15 protein-coding genes and 1 pseudogene are annotated in these 16,705 nt (G+C 36.7%); 9 read left to right on the top strand and 7 right to left on the bottom strand.

From position 1 onward, the window contains the following. Window positions 1–7 precede the first annotated feature (7 nt). The 3 genes from tsaE to AC0L3Q_RS11800 all read left to right on the top strand — a co-directional run bounded on the left by tsaE (window position 8) and on the right by AC0L3Q_RS11800 (window position 2,158). Complete coding sequence (gene tsaE, locus AC0L3Q_RS11810; protein ID WP_473286743.1) at window positions 8–412, top strand: tRNA (adenosine(37)-N6)-threonylcarbamoyltransferase complex ATPase subunit type 1 TsaE; 405 nt, start codon at window positions 8–10, stop codon at window positions 410–412. 86 nt (window positions 413–498) lie between these two features. Beyond that, the gene (locus AC0L3Q_RS11805; RefSeq protein ID WP_473286742.1) at window positions 499–1,701 is read left to right on the top strand and encodes an alanine dehydrogenase; all 1,203 of its coding nucleotides are present in this window, start codon (window positions 499–501) and stop codon (window positions 1,699–1,701) included. 73 nt (window positions 1,702–1,774) lie between these two features. Further along, the gene (locus tag AC0L3Q_RS11800) at window positions 1,775–2,158 is read left to right on the top strand and encodes a DUF4258 domain-containing protein (RefSeq protein WP_073313165.1); all 384 of its coding nucleotides are present in this window, start codon (window positions 1,775–1,777) and stop codon (window positions 2,156–2,158) included. Here AC0L3Q_RS11800 and AC0L3Q_RS11795 read toward each other — a convergent pair. From AC0L3Q_RS11795 to AC0L3Q_RS11785, 3 genes are read right to left on the bottom strand one after another with little or no spacing between them, the layout of a single operon-like run. Beyond that, window positions 2,150–2,668, bottom strand: a complete 519-nt coding sequence (locus AC0L3Q_RS11795) for a GNAT family N-acetyltransferase (protein WP_473286741.1) — start codon at window positions 2,666–2,668, stop codon at window positions 2,150–2,152. The genes AC0L3Q_RS11800 and AC0L3Q_RS11795 overlap by 9 nt on opposite strands. A 2-nt stretch (window positions 2,669–2,670) precedes the next feature. Continuing rightward, on the bottom strand, window positions 2,671–2,976 hold the full coding sequence (locus AC0L3Q_RS11790) for a DUF1272 domain-containing protein (RefSeq protein WP_073313161.1): 306 nt from the start codon (window positions 2,974–2,976) through the stop codon (window positions 2,671–2,673). 4 nt (window positions 2,977–2,980) lie between these two features. Continuing rightward, window positions 2,981–3,640, bottom strand: a complete 660-nt coding sequence (locus AC0L3Q_RS11785) for a pyridoxamine 5'-phosphate oxidase family protein (RefSeq protein WP_473286740.1) — start codon at window positions 3,638–3,640, stop codon at window positions 2,981–2,983. 134 nt (window positions 3,641–3,774) lie between these two features. Between AC0L3Q_RS11785 and pdxR the strand changes: the two genes are divergently transcribed. After that, window positions 3,775–5,256, top strand: coding sequence for a MocR-like pyridoxine biosynthesis transcription factor PdxR (gene pdxR / locus AC0L3Q_RS11780; protein WP_473286739.1), 1,482 nt, complete (start codon window positions 3,775–3,777; stop codon window positions 5,254–5,256). A 9-nt stretch (window positions 5,257–5,265) separates the two neighbouring features. Here pdxR and AC0L3Q_RS11775 read toward each other — a convergent pair whose 3' ends face one another. From AC0L3Q_RS11775 to AC0L3Q_RS11765, 3 genes are read right to left on the bottom strand one after another with little or no spacing between them, the layout of a single operon-like run. Then, window positions 5,266–5,838, bottom strand: a complete 573-nt coding sequence (locus AC0L3Q_RS11775; protein ID WP_473286738.1) for a pentapeptide repeat-containing protein — start codon at window positions 5,836–5,838, stop codon at window positions 5,266–5,268. 16 nt (window positions 5,839–5,854) lie between these two features. Then, the gene (locus AC0L3Q_RS11770) at window positions 5,855–6,232 is read right to left on the bottom strand and encodes a VOC family protein (RefSeq protein ID WP_473286737.1); all 378 of its coding nucleotides are present in this window, start codon (window positions 6,230–6,232) and stop codon (window positions 5,855–5,857) included. Next, on the bottom strand, window positions 6,222–7,403 hold the full coding sequence (locus AC0L3Q_RS11765; protein WP_473286736.1) for a proline dehydrogenase family protein: 1,182 nt from the start codon (window positions 7,401–7,403) through the stop codon (window positions 6,222–6,224). The genes AC0L3Q_RS11770 and AC0L3Q_RS11765 overlap by 11 nt, the downstream gene beginning before the upstream one ends. 166 nt (window positions 7,404–7,569) lie before the next feature. Here AC0L3Q_RS11765 and aroB point away from each other — a divergent pair, with 166 nt between their 5' ends. Further along, window positions 7,570–8,640: a 3-dehydroquinate synthase gene (gene aroB / locus AC0L3Q_RS11760; protein WP_473286735.1), complete on the top strand. Its 1,071-nt coding sequence runs from the start codon at window positions 7,570–7,572 to the stop codon at window positions 8,638–8,640. Between the two features lie 50 nt (window positions 8,641–8,690). Next, window positions 8,691–9,413, top strand: a complete 723-nt coding sequence (locus AC0L3Q_RS11755) for a hypothetical protein (RefSeq protein ID WP_473286734.1) — start codon at window positions 8,691–8,693, stop codon at window positions 9,411–9,413. A 17-nt stretch (window positions 9,414–9,430) separates the two neighbouring features. On the opposite strand, the gene AC0L3Q_RS11750 is transcribed toward AC0L3Q_RS11755, so the two are convergent. Beyond that, window positions 9,431–9,952 (bottom strand): hypothetical protein, encoded by a 522-nt coding sequence (locus tag AC0L3Q_RS11750; RefSeq protein WP_473286733.1) that lies wholly within the window; start codon window positions 9,950–9,952, stop codon window positions 9,431–9,433. Between the two features lie 176 nt (window positions 9,953–10,128). On the opposite strand from AC0L3Q_RS11750, the pseudogene uvrA reads away from it, so the two are divergent. The 3 genes and pseudogenes from uvrA to AC0L3Q_RS11735 all read left to right on the top strand — a co-directional run bounded on the left by uvrA (window position 10,129) and on the right by AC0L3Q_RS11735 (window position 16,634). Continuing rightward, a pseudogene (gene uvrA, locus AC0L3Q_RS11745) lies at window positions 10,129–12,968 on the top strand (excinuclease ABC subunit UvrA). A gap of 14 nt (window positions 12,969–12,982) precedes the next feature. Further along, a complete protein-coding gene (locus tag AC0L3Q_RS11740; RefSeq protein WP_073313130.1) occupies window positions 12,983–13,672 on the top strand; it encodes an LOG family protein in 690 nt (229 codons plus the stop codon). A 130-nt stretch (window positions 13,673–13,802) separates the two neighbouring features. Beyond that, window positions 13,803–16,634, top strand: a complete 2,832-nt coding sequence (locus AC0L3Q_RS11735; protein ID WP_473286732.1) for a gluzincin family metallopeptidase — start codon at window positions 13,803–13,805, stop codon at window positions 16,632–16,634. The last annotated feature ends 71 nt before the right edge of the window (window positions 16,635–16,705 follow it).

Below are 16,705 nucleotides of genomic sequence, written 5' to 3'. Positions count from 1 at the left end.
AACAAAAATGACCATCACATATTCCCTAGAAGAACTTTCAGATATTGCAGAACAGGTAATTGCCCATACGACCAACAAAATTATAAGCTTTGATGGTGATATGGGCGTCGGTAAAACCACTTTGATTAAACAAATTTGTAAACAACTGGGTGTACAAGACGGTATCACCAGTCCAACCTATTCTTTGGTCAATGAATATGAAGGAGATGAAGGGCCAATTTATCATTTCGATTTCTATAGAATCGAAGATGAAGAAGAAGCCTATCACATTGGTTTTGAAGAATATTTGGAATCAGGTGCCTGGGTATTTATTGAATGGCCTGATCGGGTAAAAAACATATTACCCTTTGATATTGCTACTGTAAAAATTGTTCTTGCCGAAGATGGAAAAAGGAGGATTACTGTTGCTTAATAGGCACTAAAACCGATGTTAATACTTCACCTTATTTGTTTTCTTGGCTTTTTTATTCGTAATTTGAGTTACAGAATTTCACGCAAATGAGTAAACCAACATCTCCTTTTACCAAAGAGCAACTACTGCCACAAGAAGAAACCATCGAAGTAGCACGAAAAAAAGGAAAGCTCTTTATAGGGATCCCAAAAGAGACTAGTTACCAAGAGAAGCGAGTATGTCTTACTCCAGATGCAGTTGCCGCATTAACGGCTCACGGACATAGAGTACTATTAGAAGCCAATGCTGGTATAGGCGCTAGTTTCACGGATAGAGATTACAGTGAAGCAGGTGCAGAAATCACCAATGACAAAGCAAAAGTTTTTGGATGTCCGATTATCCTAAAAGTAGAACCGCCTTCGTTAGAAGAATTGGAACATATCAACCCACAGTCAGTTTTAATCTCGGCATTACAACTAAAAACACAAACCAAAGATTATTTCCAGGCACTGGCAAAAAAGAGAATTACTGCTCTCGGTTTTGAATTTATTCGTGATTCTGACGGAGCCTATCCGGCGGTAAGAGCTTTAAGCGAAATAGCTGGTACTGCTGCAGTTTTAATTGCTTCAGAACTCATGAATAGCGTAAGCACTTCTGGATCAGGATTAATGATGGGAAATATTAGTGGCGTACCACCTGTAGAAGTAGTGATTCTTGGTGCAGGTACTGTTGGAGAATTTGCTGCTCGCTCTGCAGTTGGTCTTGGAGCCAATGTAAAGGTTTTTGACAATTCGATTACCAAATTACGCTGTATTCAAACCAACCTAGGTAGAACACTTTACACCTCCACTATTCAGCCAAAGAACTTATTAAAAGCGTTACGCCGTTGCGACGTGGTGATAGGCGCCGTTCGAGGTAAAAACAGAGCCCCGGTTATTGTGACCGAAACCATGGTAGAACGCATGAAACAAGGGGCAGTAGTTATCGATGTTAGTATTGATATGGGCGGATGTTTTGAAACTAGTGAAGTTACTTCTCACGATCATCCTACTTTTGAAAAGCACGGTGTTGTACACTATTGTGTTCCTAATATCCCATCGCGATACGCTCGTACCTCCTCATTATCGATCAGTAACATCTTTACCCCCTACCTATTACAAATCGGAGAAGAAGGCGGGATTGAAAGTGCGGTACGTTTTGATCGAGGATTAAAAAGTGGGCTCTATTTTTATCATGGTATCCTAACAAGCAAACCTATTGCAGATTGGTTTGACTTATCGTACCGAGATATTAATCTGTTGATAATTTAATATTCTTGGTTAAAAAGCGCTACTACTTTTTTGTGTAAAAAGTCGTTACTTTGCCGTCACAATTTTATAACTGATGAAATTAGCACAGCGTTTGTTTTATTACCTCGGAGGATTTACTATTGGTCTTATTCTGTTATTTTTCTTTTTAGGCGGAAAAAAGACTTCTTGCGACTATGGACCTAATGCTCGAGTACTCAAAAATATTAGAGTCAAAGATCGTGTATTTAAACAAGAGGTTTTAACCAAAATGCAGGCAAACAGCATTGATACAGCAGACATTTCAAAAGTCCTACAAACGGGAAGCGTAGATTTTTCAAAAAGTGACACCAAAAGAGACTCTTGTAATCTTTATTTTATTGAAGGTCAATTAGAGCAGAAAATTATAGAGCTACAGGTAAAAAACTGTGATTCTACAGCTAAGGTGGAAGCTTTGGATATAAAGAGTGAATTAGACTAATTTCTTACCCATTACCCAAAACTCAAACTTTTGTTCTCCTATGGTAAAGGGATGCTCTCCAACTATTTCATAATCATTTCTTTCATAAAACTTTACTGCGCCCACATTTTCTTTTAATGCCGACAGCCAAAGATAATGATTGTTATGCTCCACAGCCTTTTCAAAAACTAGTTGTTGTAAACGGCTACCAATACCTTTGGAAACATGACTCCCTAGAAAATAAATCTTCTGAAGTTTACAGACCTTTGTACTATCAATAAATTCGGAAGGAGCATCAAGTTGCAACTTAGCATACCCCACAGGAACACCATTTTCAGTAGCTAACCAATACACATTCTTTTCTTTTTGTAAACTGCGAAATATTTTTTCTTCAGCAAACGTATCTGTAAGGTATGAATTAAGATCATCCCGTTGAATAAACAAATGCCCAAAAGCTTCATCAAAGGTTGTTGCACCTAAATGAGAAATACTTTGTGTATCCTGTACTGTAGCTCGTCTGATATCAATCATTGTTACCTTTTTCTTGGTTCAATATCTCTAAAAATATTCAAAATTTCTTTAAACTTATCAAACACTACTGGTTTAAACACCTTTTTTTGACTTGCTGGATAGCGATCTACGCAGTTTCCGGTAAAGCAATTCGATGGTCTGGTAGGTCTTTTCTCGAATCCTCCCCCGCAATTTGGGCAAACATTATGAAATATATGATCCACACAATCCTTACAAAACGTACATTCAAAAGAACATATCATTGCCTGATCACTAGTATTGGGTAATGGTGCATCACAGTTTTCGCAACTGGGTCTTATTTGTAACATCGGTCTATTTATTTTGTTCTACAAAACGATTTACAGTATCAGGTATATTTATGCCTGGTTGTAGCAATTCATCAGAAATAGCATCGAAAGCTACTTGGCGAATTGGCACTACTCCGGCCCAAATTGAAGAATTATGATCTTCGGGTTCATCGTTTACTCCTTCTGCCCTAACCTTTGCCGAAGCGTGATCCATACTTATTTCAAGTACTAGTGTAGCATTAAATTCCTTTTCATTAGGTTGTCGAACATGATCCCAATGCCCATCTACCATATGATTCAAAATACAGGCAAGAGCAGCCATTTTTTCATTTGGGTCTTCTAGTTTCCGTACTTTGCCAAATACATTTACAGAACGATAATTTGCAGAATGATGAAATGCAGACCTAGCCAACACCAAACCATCCAGATGAGTTACCGAAACGCTGGCCTCTCCAGCTTCTAATAAACTCAACATCATTCGGTTTTTTAGTGAACCATGAATATAGAGCTTATCCTCTTTTCTTCCATAGGCAGTAGGAATAACAATAGCCTTATTATCCCATATATACCCCACATTACACAAAAAAGCATCATCCAAAATGGCGTTTATAGTTTGTACGTCATAATTCGCTCTTTTAGGTCCGCGAACTACTTTATTCAATGACGAAACCGAATATGTTCCCATAGCTTATTTATTTTGAAACTAAACTTAGCGGCTAATACACTCGCTCTAGCTTCTGATTTTTATTTGATACTCAAAAGTAGTAGCTTTATGGATGCTTATATGCATCCAGTTTTAATATATCTAATAGTCCGGTTATGTTTCCATACAAAAGTTCCATACTACTTGATCGCAAAGTACAACGCAATTTGTATCTACAATTATGCGATCAAATGATTAAACACATCAAATCCGGGAAATTACCTCCCGCTACCCGATTACCAGGGACCAGAACATTGGCAAACGACCTACAAATTCATCGCAAAACGGTAATTGCGGCCTACGACGAACTTATCGCACAAGGCTGGATCGAAACACTACCCTCTAGAGGGACCTATGTAAATAGTATGCTTCCTATTGTGAATCCTGCCGATTTTGATCGTGAAAACTCAAAACAAAAAACTACCACTATCAGCTCTTTTTCGTTTTCAAAAAGACCTAATTTAATGTACAGCTCTGTTACTTTTGATGATTTTTCCAAAATACAGATAGACGACGGATCTCCGGATCACCGACTAGCTCCGATTGAGGAATTATCCAAAACTTATAGAAATATTGCTAAAAAAAGCTACCACCAAAACCTCTTTGCCTACGGCTCTACTTATGGCAATCTTGATCTAAGGGAAAAGTTGGTGAAATACCTTAATCAGACGAGAGGATTAAACATCTCTTTGGATAACATCTTGATTACCCGAGGCAGTCAAATGGGGATTTACCTTGCGAGTCAACTCTTATTCAATAAAAGAGACACTGTTGTGGTTGGAAACACGAATTATCTAACTGCCAACTACACTTTTGAAGAAGCAGGAGCTACTATCGCTCATATCCCTGTTGATGATCAAGGAATTGACACAAATGCTATGGAAGCTTTATGTAAGAAAACCAAAGTGAAAGCTATTTATGTGACCTCTCATCATCACCATCCTACAACGGTAACCCTATCTGCAGAAAGAAGAATGCACTTATTGCAACTGGCAAAGCAATATGGTTTTGCCATTATTGAAGACGACTATGATTACGATTTTCATTACAGCAATGCTCCTATTCTTCCATTAGCGAGTAATGACAACTATGGCAATGTGATTTATATAGGAGGGTTTACCAAAATCATAGCGCCCGCCATGCGTATTGGTTACCTGATTGCCCCCAAGGATTTTATAGACGAAGCTTCCAATATGAGGAGGATCATTGATCGACAAGGAGACATGGTTCTAGAAAAAACTATGGCACAACTTATTAAAGCTGGAGATATACAAAGACATACTAATAAAGTTCTTAAAATCTACAAGAGCAGAAGAGATTTATTCTGCTCCTTACTCAAAGAAAGACTATCCAATTATTTCGAATTTGAAGTTCCAAAAGGAGGATTAGCCGTCTGGGTTACCTTAAACAATAAATACAATTGGGATGATGTTGTTGCTAGGTCCGGTTCTCTAAAACTGGAACTTAACCCAGAATGGCGGAGATACGATCCAAACAACTTAAAACACAACAGTATCCGTATGGGATTTGCCTCGCTGAATGAAGAAGAAATTCACAAAACTATTGACATCCTTGAAGAAGTATGCACTCAATTATAAGTGAAACTGTTATTCTTCTATATCCAAATTATATTTAGTCAACAATCCTTTTAATCCAGACATACTAAACTTAGCTTTTTTCACAGTATTCAATTCTGGATCGATCATAAAATTAAAAGCCGTTCTAAAATCAGTTTTTTCCAATTTTGTTTGATCAAAAATAGTCTGATTCAAATCACATTGATCAAAAACAGCACTGGACAAGTCTGCTTGAGAAAAATCAGTTTCCTTTGCACTACAAGAGGTAAATGGTGTATTTTTCATACTCAAACCATAGAATGATGCATAATCTAGGGTACTATTTTCAAAAGCTACAGAGAACAAGAATGAGTTACAACTACTAAAATCGACACCTAATAATTTACATGCTACAAATACTACAGTTTGTAGTGAAGTTTCCTTTAGCATTACAGACCCAAAATTACAATCTTCAAATCTGCATTCCAGAAAAGTAATCCCAGATAAATTAGCTTCAGTAAAGTCGCAGTGACTAAAAGTGCAGTTATCAAAAGTTCTAGCGGTTAACCGTTTCCCTTTAAAACTTTCTCGTAGAAAAGATTGATCCAGAACATGTTCATCCATAACAAAAGAGTATCTGTTAGTTTATTCTCCAGGGTGGGTTTTTCCGATTATCTCCTGCAAAATATAAAATAACTTTATTTCCATCCGGATCCCGTAATCGAGCCTCTCGCCATAACCAACTTTGATCTACTGGCAATTGATCAAATTGCACTCCTTCTTTACGTAAACGTGCTACTTCTTGATCCAAAGATTCGATTTCAAAATACACATACACTCCTTCTCCTTCTGGCAACTTATCTACCAAATGAACTGAAAATGTAGCATCTCCATCAGGGCATTCAAATCTCGCGTAATGAGGAAGTGCTTCAACGATAAGGTGTAACCCCAAGGTTTTATAAAACCTAATGGATCGTGCAATATCAATAGAAGGTACAGTAACCTGATTAAGATTCATTACAATTTTCTACGTTTTTTTCCTGAGATAACAAATTCAGCTCTCTACTGGTCTGTCCAGCGACAGAGGTATTTTCTTCAGCTCTACGGATCAAATAAGGCATTACATCTCTAACCGGACCAAAAGGAAGATACTTGGCCACATTATAGCCTTCATTTGCCATATTAAAACTAATATGGTCGCTCATCCCATATAATTGCCCAAACCAGACTCTAAAATCACTCTTATCTATACCCACTTCCTTCATCATTTCCATAGCCAAATAGCTACTTTCTTCATTGTGAGTTCCTATAAAAACAGAGATATCATCAATGTGTTTCAGGATATACTTCATGGTATCATTGAAGTTTTGATCAGTATGCGCTTTATCTTTACAGATAGGTGAAGGATAGTTTTTCTCGGCTGCTCTTTCATTTTCCTTCTCCATATATGCCCCTCTTACGATCTTCATTCCAATTTTGAAATTGTATACCCGAGCTTCTTCGTGTAAACGTTGCAAATACGCCATTCTATCGTGGCGGTATAACTGCAGCGTATTGTATACTATAGCTTTTTCCTTGTTATACTTACGCATCATTTTACCCACCAATTCATCCGCCGCATCCTGCATCCAACTTTCCTCTCCGTCAATTAACAAAGCTACATCACAATCATACGCTTTTTTACAAACGATGTCGAATCGCTCCTCTATACGCTTCCACTCTTCTTCTTCTTCAGCGGTAAGTGGTGTTCCTTCGGTTTTCTTTTGCCAAATCAAAAAACGTCCAAAACCTGTAGGTTTGAAAACCCCAAATGGCATTGCATCTTTATTATCTGCAAATTCTAAGATTTCCAGTGTTTTTTGCAACACAGCATCAAACTGGGCCTCTTCCTCTTTTCCTTCAACAGAATAGTCTAATACAGAGCTTACTCCTTTGGTATACATCTTATCTACTACAGGTAAGCAATCCTCTTCATTAACCCCTCCACAAAAATGATCGAACACTGTAGCTCGAATAAGTCCTTGTACTGGTAAATGCGCCTTTATGGCAAAGTTAGTTACTGCTGTTCCTATTCGAACCAAAGGCTCGTTAGAAATCATTTTAAACAAAAAGTACGCTCGCTCTAGTTCAGAATCACTTTTTAATGCGAAAGCCGTTTCAGTATTATCGAACAATTTATTTTGCCCCATCAAGAATTAATTTTAGGAATCAATAAGATTAAATATATTTTGATAAAAATATGATGAATTTTTATCTAAACCTGCTATCGTTTTTACGATATCTGCAAATATAGAACTTGCGAGTTTATTTTATTGCAAATTCTACTTAATTTCGCCCCAAATAATAACCCACGGTATGAAACCTATTATCTCTAAAGATTCTATTGTTTATTTTGGTGAAGAATGCTACTCTGCATTAAATACGTATCTAGAGAAAGCGAACCATTCTAAAATCTTTATTCTGGTTGATAGCAATACTCACGAATTCTGCCTTTCTCGATTGATGGGAGAGATTAAGGAGGTATATGATATCGAGGTTATTGAAATAGAGCCCGGAGAAATTCATAAAAATATTGAAACCTGTAGTGGTGTATGGAATGTACTTTCAGAACTGGGAGCAGATCGTAAAAGTTTGATGATTAACTTGGGCGGTGGTGTAGTTACTGATCTGGGTGGCTTTGTTGCCTGTACGTACAAAAGAGGAATTAACTATATCAACATCCCAACATCACTATTGGCTATGGTGGATGCTTCTGTAGGAGGAAAAACCGGTGTCGATCTGGGAAATCTCAAAAATATGGTAGGTGTGATTAGCGAATCTGAAATGGTTTTGGTTGACACGACCTATCTGGGTTCATTACCTGCAAATCAAATGCGTAGTGGGTTTGCAGAAATGCTAAAACATGGGTTGATTCAAGACAAAGATTATTGGAATCAGATCAGTGACCTATCCAAACTAGACCTTACGGATCTTGAAAAAATGATTTACGACTCGGTAGTGATCAAAAACAATATTGTATTTGAAGATCCTACTGAGCAAAATATTAGAAAGTATCTCAACTTTGGTCATACCTTAGGCCATGCCATCGAATCCTATTACCTGACACATCCCGAACGAGAAACTTTATTACACGGTGAGGCCATTGCAATTGGTATGATCATGGAAGCTTATATGTCTTCCGAATTATTATCTCTCTCCAAGGAAGATCTTGAATCTATCAGTAAGGTAATTCTACATACTTTTCCAAAGGTGACTATCCCGAGCGAGGATCATCAACCCATTATGGATTTACTGGTTCATGACAAGAAAAATGAACAAGGAAATATTTATTTCGTATTGCTAAATACACTGGGAGAAGCCAAATATAATTGTGTGGTGGATGATCAGCTTATCCTAAAGTCTTTTGATTACTACGACTCGTTTTGATGCTTTTTTATACCTTTAGAAGGTAAATTTAATGCACAAAATCCACCATCTTGAGAAAGAAACTTTTTAAGCTACTCAAAATACTTGTTTTAAGCAGTATTGCTTTGATTATCATCACAGCGGCAACACTGTATTTTTCATTACATCATAAGCTACCAGAAGGTAAGTCCGGACCTGAAGCAGACGAATTAGCTTTAAAAATACAAAAGGCTGTAAAGCATGATGCTTATCTGAATACGGATTTTATTCAGTGGTCCTTCAGAAACAAACACCACTATTTATGGAATAAATCCAACGGAACAGTAGAAGTACAATGGGGTGATCACAAGGTTTCACTGGATCTAACTCAACCTGATAACAGCGAAGTATATACAGAAGCAAAAGCAATTACTGACAATACCCAAAAACAAGAACTTATTGATAAAGCTTTAGCTTTTTTCAATAACGATTCTTTTTGGGTTGTGGCTCCACACAAATTGTTTGATCAAGGCGTTACCCGGGAAATGGTAAATTTAAACGATGGCTCTGAAGCACTATTAGTTACCTACCAATCTGGTGGAACTACACCAGGAGATTCATATCTCTGGAAAGTGGATGAGAATTACTTGCCGACCAGCTACCAAATGTGGGTCTCCATTTTACCCATAGGCGGGGTTGAAGCCACCTGGACCGGCTGGACAAATACAGAAAGTGGTGCATATCTATCCCAAAAACATAGATTAGCAGGTTTTGAAATACCTATTTCTAATCTACGTGCCTGGAATTCGAAATAATGAGCTTTAGAAAAGTATTATTTGCTTCTACTACCCACAAAATTTTGAGATTTATTCTTGAAAAGTACATTAAAAGTAGTCAAACTACCATACATACGTGTAATGTACTGTTGTAGATCAATTTTATCTTGTTCATCCAGATTAGAGCTATTGATTTTTTGCTCCATCACACGAATTCGATCTCGTACCATGACGATTTTATGAAAAAAAGTATCTATCGGCATTTCTTTGGCACTCAGGTTCGAGTCTCCAGGTTGTAAAATCAAGTTTCCTCCCTTCCACTTATCAGCGATAGGAACAACTTCAGAAATATCACTATAGCGTTTTAACAAATCTCTAAAGGTTTTTTCTACTTCATAAAAACTTACCGTATCCACTTCATCCTCAACACCTTCGATCACTTCAAATTCTTCATCTATCTCAATGGTTTCTAATCCGTTTTCAATAAAAGTAACCCAATACATTTTTGAAGTTACATTGGTTACCACTCCCATCCCATGCTCTGGATGTTTTATTCTTGAACCTATTCCAAGTATCATATTGTGTTTTTTGAGTAAAAATAAAAACTATTAATCAATACTAAAGAGAAATAAAGATAAACATAATACATGCTTGTTTTTCTTTTAAAATTTATAGTCTTTTAACAAAACTGAAACCAAACCTATTTTACAAAGAGCGAGCAAATAACTACATTTGCAATCTTGGTTAAAAATTTATGGTTGAATCTGAAGAAAATATCGAAGTATTAGGGGCTAGAGTTCACAATCTAAAAAACATAGATGTGACCATCCCAAGAGAAAAATTAGTAGTGATTACTGGTTTGTCGGGATCTGGTAAATCTTCTTTAGCTTTTGATACTATTTATGCCGAGGGACAACGCCGATATATAGAAACTTTTTCGGCCTACGCCCGGCAATTTTTAGGAGGACTAGAGCGTCCGGATGTTGATAAAATTGATGGACTATCTCCGGTAATCGCCATCGAACAAAAAACCACTAGTAAAAGTCCAAGAAGTACTGTTGGTACTATTACAGAAATATATGATTTCCTGAGACTCCTTTTTTCTAGAGCAAGTGATGCTTACAGTTACAATACAGGAGAAAAGATGGTGAGTTATAGTGATGATCAAATCAAAGATCTAATTCTCAAAGATTTCAACGGAAAAAAAATAAATATCCTTGCTCCTATTGTGCGATCTCGTAAGGGACATTATCGAGAATTGTTCGAGCAAATTGCCAAACAGGGGTTTGTAAAGGTACGGACCGATGGAGAAATTCGAGATTTAACCAAAGGGATGAAACTCGATCGATACAAGACTCATGATATCGAAATTGTGATTGATCGATTATTGGTTAACGAAGATCAGGAAAACTCCAAACGTTTGATGGAAACTATCAATACTGCGATGTATCATGGTGATGATGTATTGATGGTGATTGAACAGGGATCAGAGCACCCTCGCTATTTTAGTAGAAGTTTAATGTGTCCTACGAGTGGTATCTCCTATCCCAACCCAGAACCCAATAATTTTTCATTTAACTCTCCAAAAGGAGCCTGTCCAAAATGTAATGGAATCGGGAATCTGTATGAAGTAAATCTCAAAAAAATAATCCCAGATTATTCTAAGTCGATCAAAAATGGAGGTTTAGCTCCGCAAGGTCCGCAAAAGAACAACTGGATATTCAAGCAATTAGAGCTTATTGCACAACGCTTTGATTTTAAGTTGAGCGATCCCATCAAAAAAATACCTGAAGAAGCCATGCAAATCATATTGTATGGCGGAAAAGAAAAGTTTAGCGTAAACAGTAAAACTTTAGGAGTTACACGAGAGTACAAAATTGATTTTGAAGGTATTGCTACCTTTATAGAAAACACTTATAATAATAGTGATTCTACTTCACTAAAGCGTTGGGCCAAAGAGTATATGGATAATATCCAATGTCCAGAATGTGAAGGCTCACGTTTACGTAAAGAATCTCTTTACTTTAAGGTGAATAACAAAAATATCGCCGAGCTAGCGCAAATGGATATTTTGGAATTAGCTGATTGGTTTAAGGATCTCCCGAATCATTTGAGCGAAAAGCAAAAGCAAATTTCTTCTGAAATACTAAAGGAGATTAATGCTCGTATTCAGTTTTTGGTAGATGTAGGTCTTACCTATCTCTCGTTAAACCGAAGTAGTAAATCCTTATCTGGTGGAGAAGCACAGCGTATCCGATTAGCTACGCAAATTGGTTCTCAATTGGTAGGAGTATTGTACATTCTTGATGAACCTAGTATTGGTCTTCATCAGCGAGATAATGAAAAGTTGATCAATTCGCTTATTCAATTGCGGGATATTGGTAACTCGGTAATCGTCGTAGAACATGATAAAGATATGATTGAGCGTGCCGATCATGTGATTGATATTGGTCCGTTTGCTGGAAAACATGGTGGAGAGATCATTAGCGAAGGTACTCCGGAAGAACTACAAAAACACGATACCCTTACCGCGGATTACTTAAGCGGAAAGAAGCAAATTGAAATCCCTAAAAAAGAAGGAAAGGAAATGGCAAGACCATTTCTTTGAAGGGAGCCACAGGGAACAATCTGAAAAATGTTTCTATCGACATCCCTTTGGGAAAGATGGTAGCTATAACAGGGGTTTCTGGAAGTGGGAAATCTACTTTAATAAATGAGACCTTATACCCTATTCTGAATGCGCACTATTTTAATGGGGTAAAAAAACCAATGCCGTATAAGAGCATTTCGGGATTAGAACATGCAGACAAAGTGATCGATATCAACCAATCCCCTATTGGACGAACTCCAAGATCCAATCCTGCCACATACACTGGTGTGTTTTCTGAAATACGAAGTTTATTTGCCAAAACACCAGAAGCGATGATCAGAGGATATAAACCCGGGCGTTTTAGCTTCAACGTAGCTGGAGGAAGATGTGAGACCTGTAAAGGAGGAGGATTACGCGTGATAGAAATGAATTTTTTACCAGATGTGTATGTAGAATGTGAAACCTGCCAGGGAAAAAGATTCAATAGAGAGACCTTAGAAATTCGATATAAAGGAAAATCTATTTCTGATGTTTTGGAAATGACCATCAACGAAGCCTGTGTATTTTTTGAGCATATTCCAAAAATTGCACGTAAGCTAAAAACCATCCAAAGTGTGGGGCTGGGCTATATTACCCTTGGTCAACAATCTACCACCCTATCCGGAGGAGAAGCACAACGTATTAAATTAGCTACAGAGCTTTCTAAGAGAGATACCGGAAATACCTTCTACATCTTGGATGAACCTACTACTGGATTGCATTTTGAAGATATCAGAGTCCTGATGGAGGTATTGAATAAATTAGTAGACAAAGGTAACACGGTACTCATTATAGAGCACAATCTGGATGTGATCAAGATGGCGGATCATATTATTGATATAGGGTACGAAGGAGGTAAAAATGGAGGTCAAGTAGTTGCCAAAGGGACACCAGAAGCTATTATAAAAGATAAAAAGAGTTATACCGCTAAGTTCTTGAAGAAAGAACTAGGCATATTAAATTAAAATCACACAGATTTATGAGAAAAGAACAACATCATAAAGGATGGAACGAAATAAAAACTAACGATTCTTGGGCTATCTTTAAAATCATGGGAGAATTCGTAAACGGATTCGAAAAAATGAGTAAAATTGGCCCATGTGTTTCAATATTTGGATCCGCCCGTACAAAAACCGATGACAAGTATTACGAATTAGCAGTTAATGTAGCTAGAGAAATTGTGAATAATGGGTATGGAGTAATTACTGGTGGTGGTCCTGGGATCATGGAAGCAGGAAATAAAGGAGCACATCTGGGCGGAGGAACCTCTGTAGGTTTAAATATCGACCTCCCATTTGAGCAACATGACAATCCTTATATCGATAGTGATAAAAGTCTGGATTTTGATTATTTCTTTGTTCGTAAGGTAATGTTCGTTAAATACTCTCAAGGTTTTGTAGTAATGCCTGGTGGATTCGGGACTTTGGACGAACTATTTGAAGCGATGACCCTTATTCAAACTAAAAAGATCGCTAAATTTCCGATTATATTAGTAAGTACTGAGTTTTGGGGAGGACTAATCGATTGGATTAAAACAACATTACTAGAAAAATTCGGAAATATCAGTGAAGGTGATTTAGATCTTTTTCATGTGGTTGATACCCCCGAAGAGGTTTTAGAAATACTAGATAAGTTCTATGCAGAATACAATCTAAGTCCTAATTTCTAATATCATTCTCTAAAAAGTAATTATACATTAAAACAGGATTTGGTATTTTTTCTTTATTGAGGAAAAATCAAATTCTGTTATTTTTGGCCTATTAATTGATAATAAAAACTTTTAAGTTACACACAACATCTTGAACAGTACTAAGATTTCTCATATCATAATTGCATTTTTATCACTGCTTACTGCAACAGCTCAACATAGCACGTATATCAATGCAGAGTTAGATACCGAGAAAAAGGTACTTACTATCGAACAAGAAATCACTTATACTAATACTTCTGACAAAGGATTAAAAAAAATAGAGTTTCTTGACTGGGCAAATGCTTTTTCAAGCAAGACCACTCCATTGGGAGAACGTTTTTCTGAAGATTTTCTAAAGCGTTTTTATTTTGCAAAAGACCACGAAAGAGGACACACTACGGTACAACATATCCTTGATGCGAATTCGCAGTCATTAAGCTGGGGCAGACAAGATGGTGCTCCAGATATCATTTGGGTCGAATGCCCCAAAATACTGCTTCCAGGAGAACAACAAACTTTTGTTTTAAAATACAAAGTAAAGATTCCTAGTAGTAAATTCACTAGATATGGATACAAAGAAAATGGGAACTTCGACCTTAAATACTGGTACATCCTACCCGCTGTATTTGACGATGAATGGAAGACGTACAGCCATAAAAACCTGGATGACCTATATGCTCCCCTAATAGATTACAAAATTGATTTTACCGTTCCCGAATCGTACACTGTAGTCTCGGATCTTAAAAAAGAGGTTTTAGTCACCTCGCAAGAAAAAGACATCAAAAAGATACAGTTTACCGGAAACAATAGAACAGAAGTTAACCTATATATTAATCGTGGGGTAAGTACATTTTACAACTTTGATTTTAATGGAATCCAATTTGTAAGTGATATTGATGACAATAAATTGATGTCCAAAATGAAAATGGTAGCTACCAGTAGAGTTATCGATTTCTTACAAAAAAAATTAGGCTCCTACCCTTTTGACAAAATTTTGGTATCCGAAAGTGATTATAAAAACAATCCTGTTTATGGATTAAATCAGCTACCAGATATCGTGAGGCCATTTCCTGATGGGTTTCAGTTTGAAATCAAACAATTGAAGGCAATTACCGAAAATTATCTGGAGAACACCCTAATCATCGATCCAAGGCATGATGCTTGGCTCAAGGATGCCTTACATATCTATTTGATGATGGCTTATACCGAGCAGCACTACCCCGATATGAAAATTATCGGTAAGCTAAGTAAGGTCATCGGAGTTCGATGGTTTCATATTGCTGACTTAGAATTTAACGACCAGTATTTTCTTGCTTATAAAAATATGGCAAGATTGTTTCTGGATCAACCGCTCTCACTACCTCAGGATCAACTGGTAAAGTTCAATCAAAATATTGCTAATGCGTATAAAGCTGGTGTTGGATTCAAGTATCTCGAGGATTATTTAGAAGATGACAATATCGTAGCTGAAAGCATCAGTACTTTTTACAAACAAAACGTATTACAACCCACAAATTCTGAAATATATAGAGAGACGCTCACTTCAATGTCTCCAAAAAATGTAGACTGGTTTTTTGAAGATTACGTAAAGACCAATGCTAAATTGGATTTCAAAATAAAGTCTGTTAAGAAAAGGAAGGACTCGGTAGAGGTTACCATAAAGAATCGACAAAACAATTTAATGCCGATTTCCTTGTATGGGCTTCGTAAAAAAGATGTAGTTTCCAAAACCTGGGTCGAAGGATTTACTGGAACCAAAAAAGTAACCATTGCAAACGATGATCTTAGTAAAGTAGCTCTGGATTATGATCAAAATATCCCTGAAGTTAACCGAAGAAACAACATCAGAAATCTAAATTGGTTCATTAACAAACCTGTTCAATTCAGGTTACTGCAAGATGTAGAAGACCCAAGATATCATCAGATTTTCTTTATCCCAGAATTTGAATTTAATGTTTATGATGGATTTACGATTGCATCCAAATTCTATAATAAAACATTGATAAGAAGAAACTTTGAGTACAATATTTCTCCAGCTTATGGTTTAAAATCCAATAAATTGTTGGGGTCAGCCTCTTTCTTCTTTAGAAATCAAATTGCAGATCACGGATTATATCAAATTCGTTACGGAATAAATGGTAGCATGTTTAGCTATGCTCCTGATTTGTTGTTTAGAAGATTTTCTACTTCAGTAAACTTCTATTTCAGACCCGAAGATCTTCGATCCAATAAAAATGAAAGACTGTCTTTGCGAAATGTAAACGTATTTCGACAAAGGGATGAATTGAATCCTGTAGAAACACCAGATTATAACGTTTTTAATGCAAGATATCGATATTCTGATTTCAACTTAACTGATTTCTTAGGATATACTGTAGATTATCAGATTTCTAAAAATTTCAGTAAACTATCGACTACGGTAAACTATAGAAAGTTATTCCTAAACAACAGACAGCTAAACCTAAGATTTTTTGCCGGTACATTTTTATTCAATGACACAGAAAGGGACGGCGATTTCTTTAGCTTTGCCTTGGATCGACCCACTGATTATTTATTTGATTTTAATTATTTAGGCCGAAGCGAAGACACAGGATTTGTCAGTCAACAAATCATCATTGCAGAAGGAGGATTTAAATCTCAACTGGATGTTCCTTTTGCCAATCAATGGATTACTACGCTTAACGCTAATACCAATATTTGGAATTGGATCTACGCCTATGGAGATGTGGGACTGGTAAAAAACAGAGGTGCGTCTCCCGAGTTTGTTTTTGACAGCGGAGTGCGATTAAGTTTGGTTGCTGATTTCTTCGAAGTCTTCTTCCCTGTTGTTTCTAGTAAAGGTTGGGAAATTGCTCAACCTAACTACGATCAACAGATTCGGTTTATCATTACATTAAGTCCAGAAACACTTATCGGATTGTTCACTAGAGAGTGGTATTAACCCCCTTTTCATCTTTTCAAAATCACAAATGTGAAAATTTTACACATTTGTTAACCAATCCTTAAAAATAC

The organism is Aquimarina sp. KJ22-3 (genome assembly GCF_055808215.1).
The sequence above is the reverse complement of the archived record's forward strand: the minus strand, read 5'-3'. Positions and strand labels throughout refer to the sequence as shown.

What these genes read in the sequence shown, in the direction of transcription:
- tsaE (WP_473286743.1), top strand. Translation starts at nt 8, where the DNA reads ATGACCATCACATATTCCCTAGAAGAACTTTCAGATATTGCAGAACAG.
- AC0L3Q_RS11805 (WP_473286742.1), top strand. Translation starts at nt 499, where the DNA reads ATGAGTAAACCAACATCTCCTTTTACCAAAGAGCAACTACTGCCACAA.
- AC0L3Q_RS11800 (WP_073313165.1), top strand. Translation starts at nt 1,775, where the DNA reads ATGAAATTAGCACAGCGTTTGTTTTATTACCTCGGAGGATTTACTATT.
- AC0L3Q_RS11795 (WP_473286741.1), bottom strand. Translation starts at nt 2,668, where the DNA reads ATGATTGATATCAGACGAGCTACAGTACAGGATACACAAAGTATTTCT.
- AC0L3Q_RS11790 (WP_073313161.1), bottom strand. Translation starts at nt 2,976, where the DNA reads ATGTTACAAATAAGACCCAGTTGCGAAAACTGTGATGCACCATTACCC.
- AC0L3Q_RS11785 (WP_473286740.1), bottom strand. Translation starts at nt 3,640, where the DNA reads ATGGGAACATATTCGGTTTCGTCATTGAATAAAGTAGTTCGCGGACCT.
- pdxR (WP_473286739.1), top strand. Translation starts at nt 3,775, where the DNA reads ATGTTTCCATACAAAAGTTCCATACTACTTGATCGCAAAGTACAACGC.
- AC0L3Q_RS11775 (WP_473286738.1), bottom strand. Translation starts at nt 5,838, where the DNA reads ATGGATGAACATGTTCTGGATCAATCTTTTCTACGAGAAAGTTTTAAA.
- AC0L3Q_RS11770 (WP_473286737.1), bottom strand. Translation starts at nt 6,232, where the DNA reads ATGAATCTTAATCAGGTTACTGTACCTTCTATTGATATTGCACGATCC.
- AC0L3Q_RS11765 (WP_473286736.1), bottom strand. Translation starts at nt 7,403, where the DNA reads ATGGGGCAAAATAAATTGTTCGATAATACTGAAACGGCTTTCGCATTA.
- aroB (WP_473286735.1), top strand. Translation starts at nt 7,570, where the DNA reads ATGAAACCTATTATCTCTAAAGATTCTATTGTTTATTTTGGTGAAGAA.
- AC0L3Q_RS11750 (WP_473286733.1), bottom strand. Translation starts at nt 9,952, where the DNA reads ATGATACTTGGAATAGGTTCAAGAATAAAACATCCAGAGCATGGGATG.
- AC0L3Q_RS11740 (WP_073313130.1), top strand. Translation starts at nt 12,983, where the DNA reads ATGAGAAAAGAACAACATCATAAAGGATGGAACGAAATAAAAACTAAC.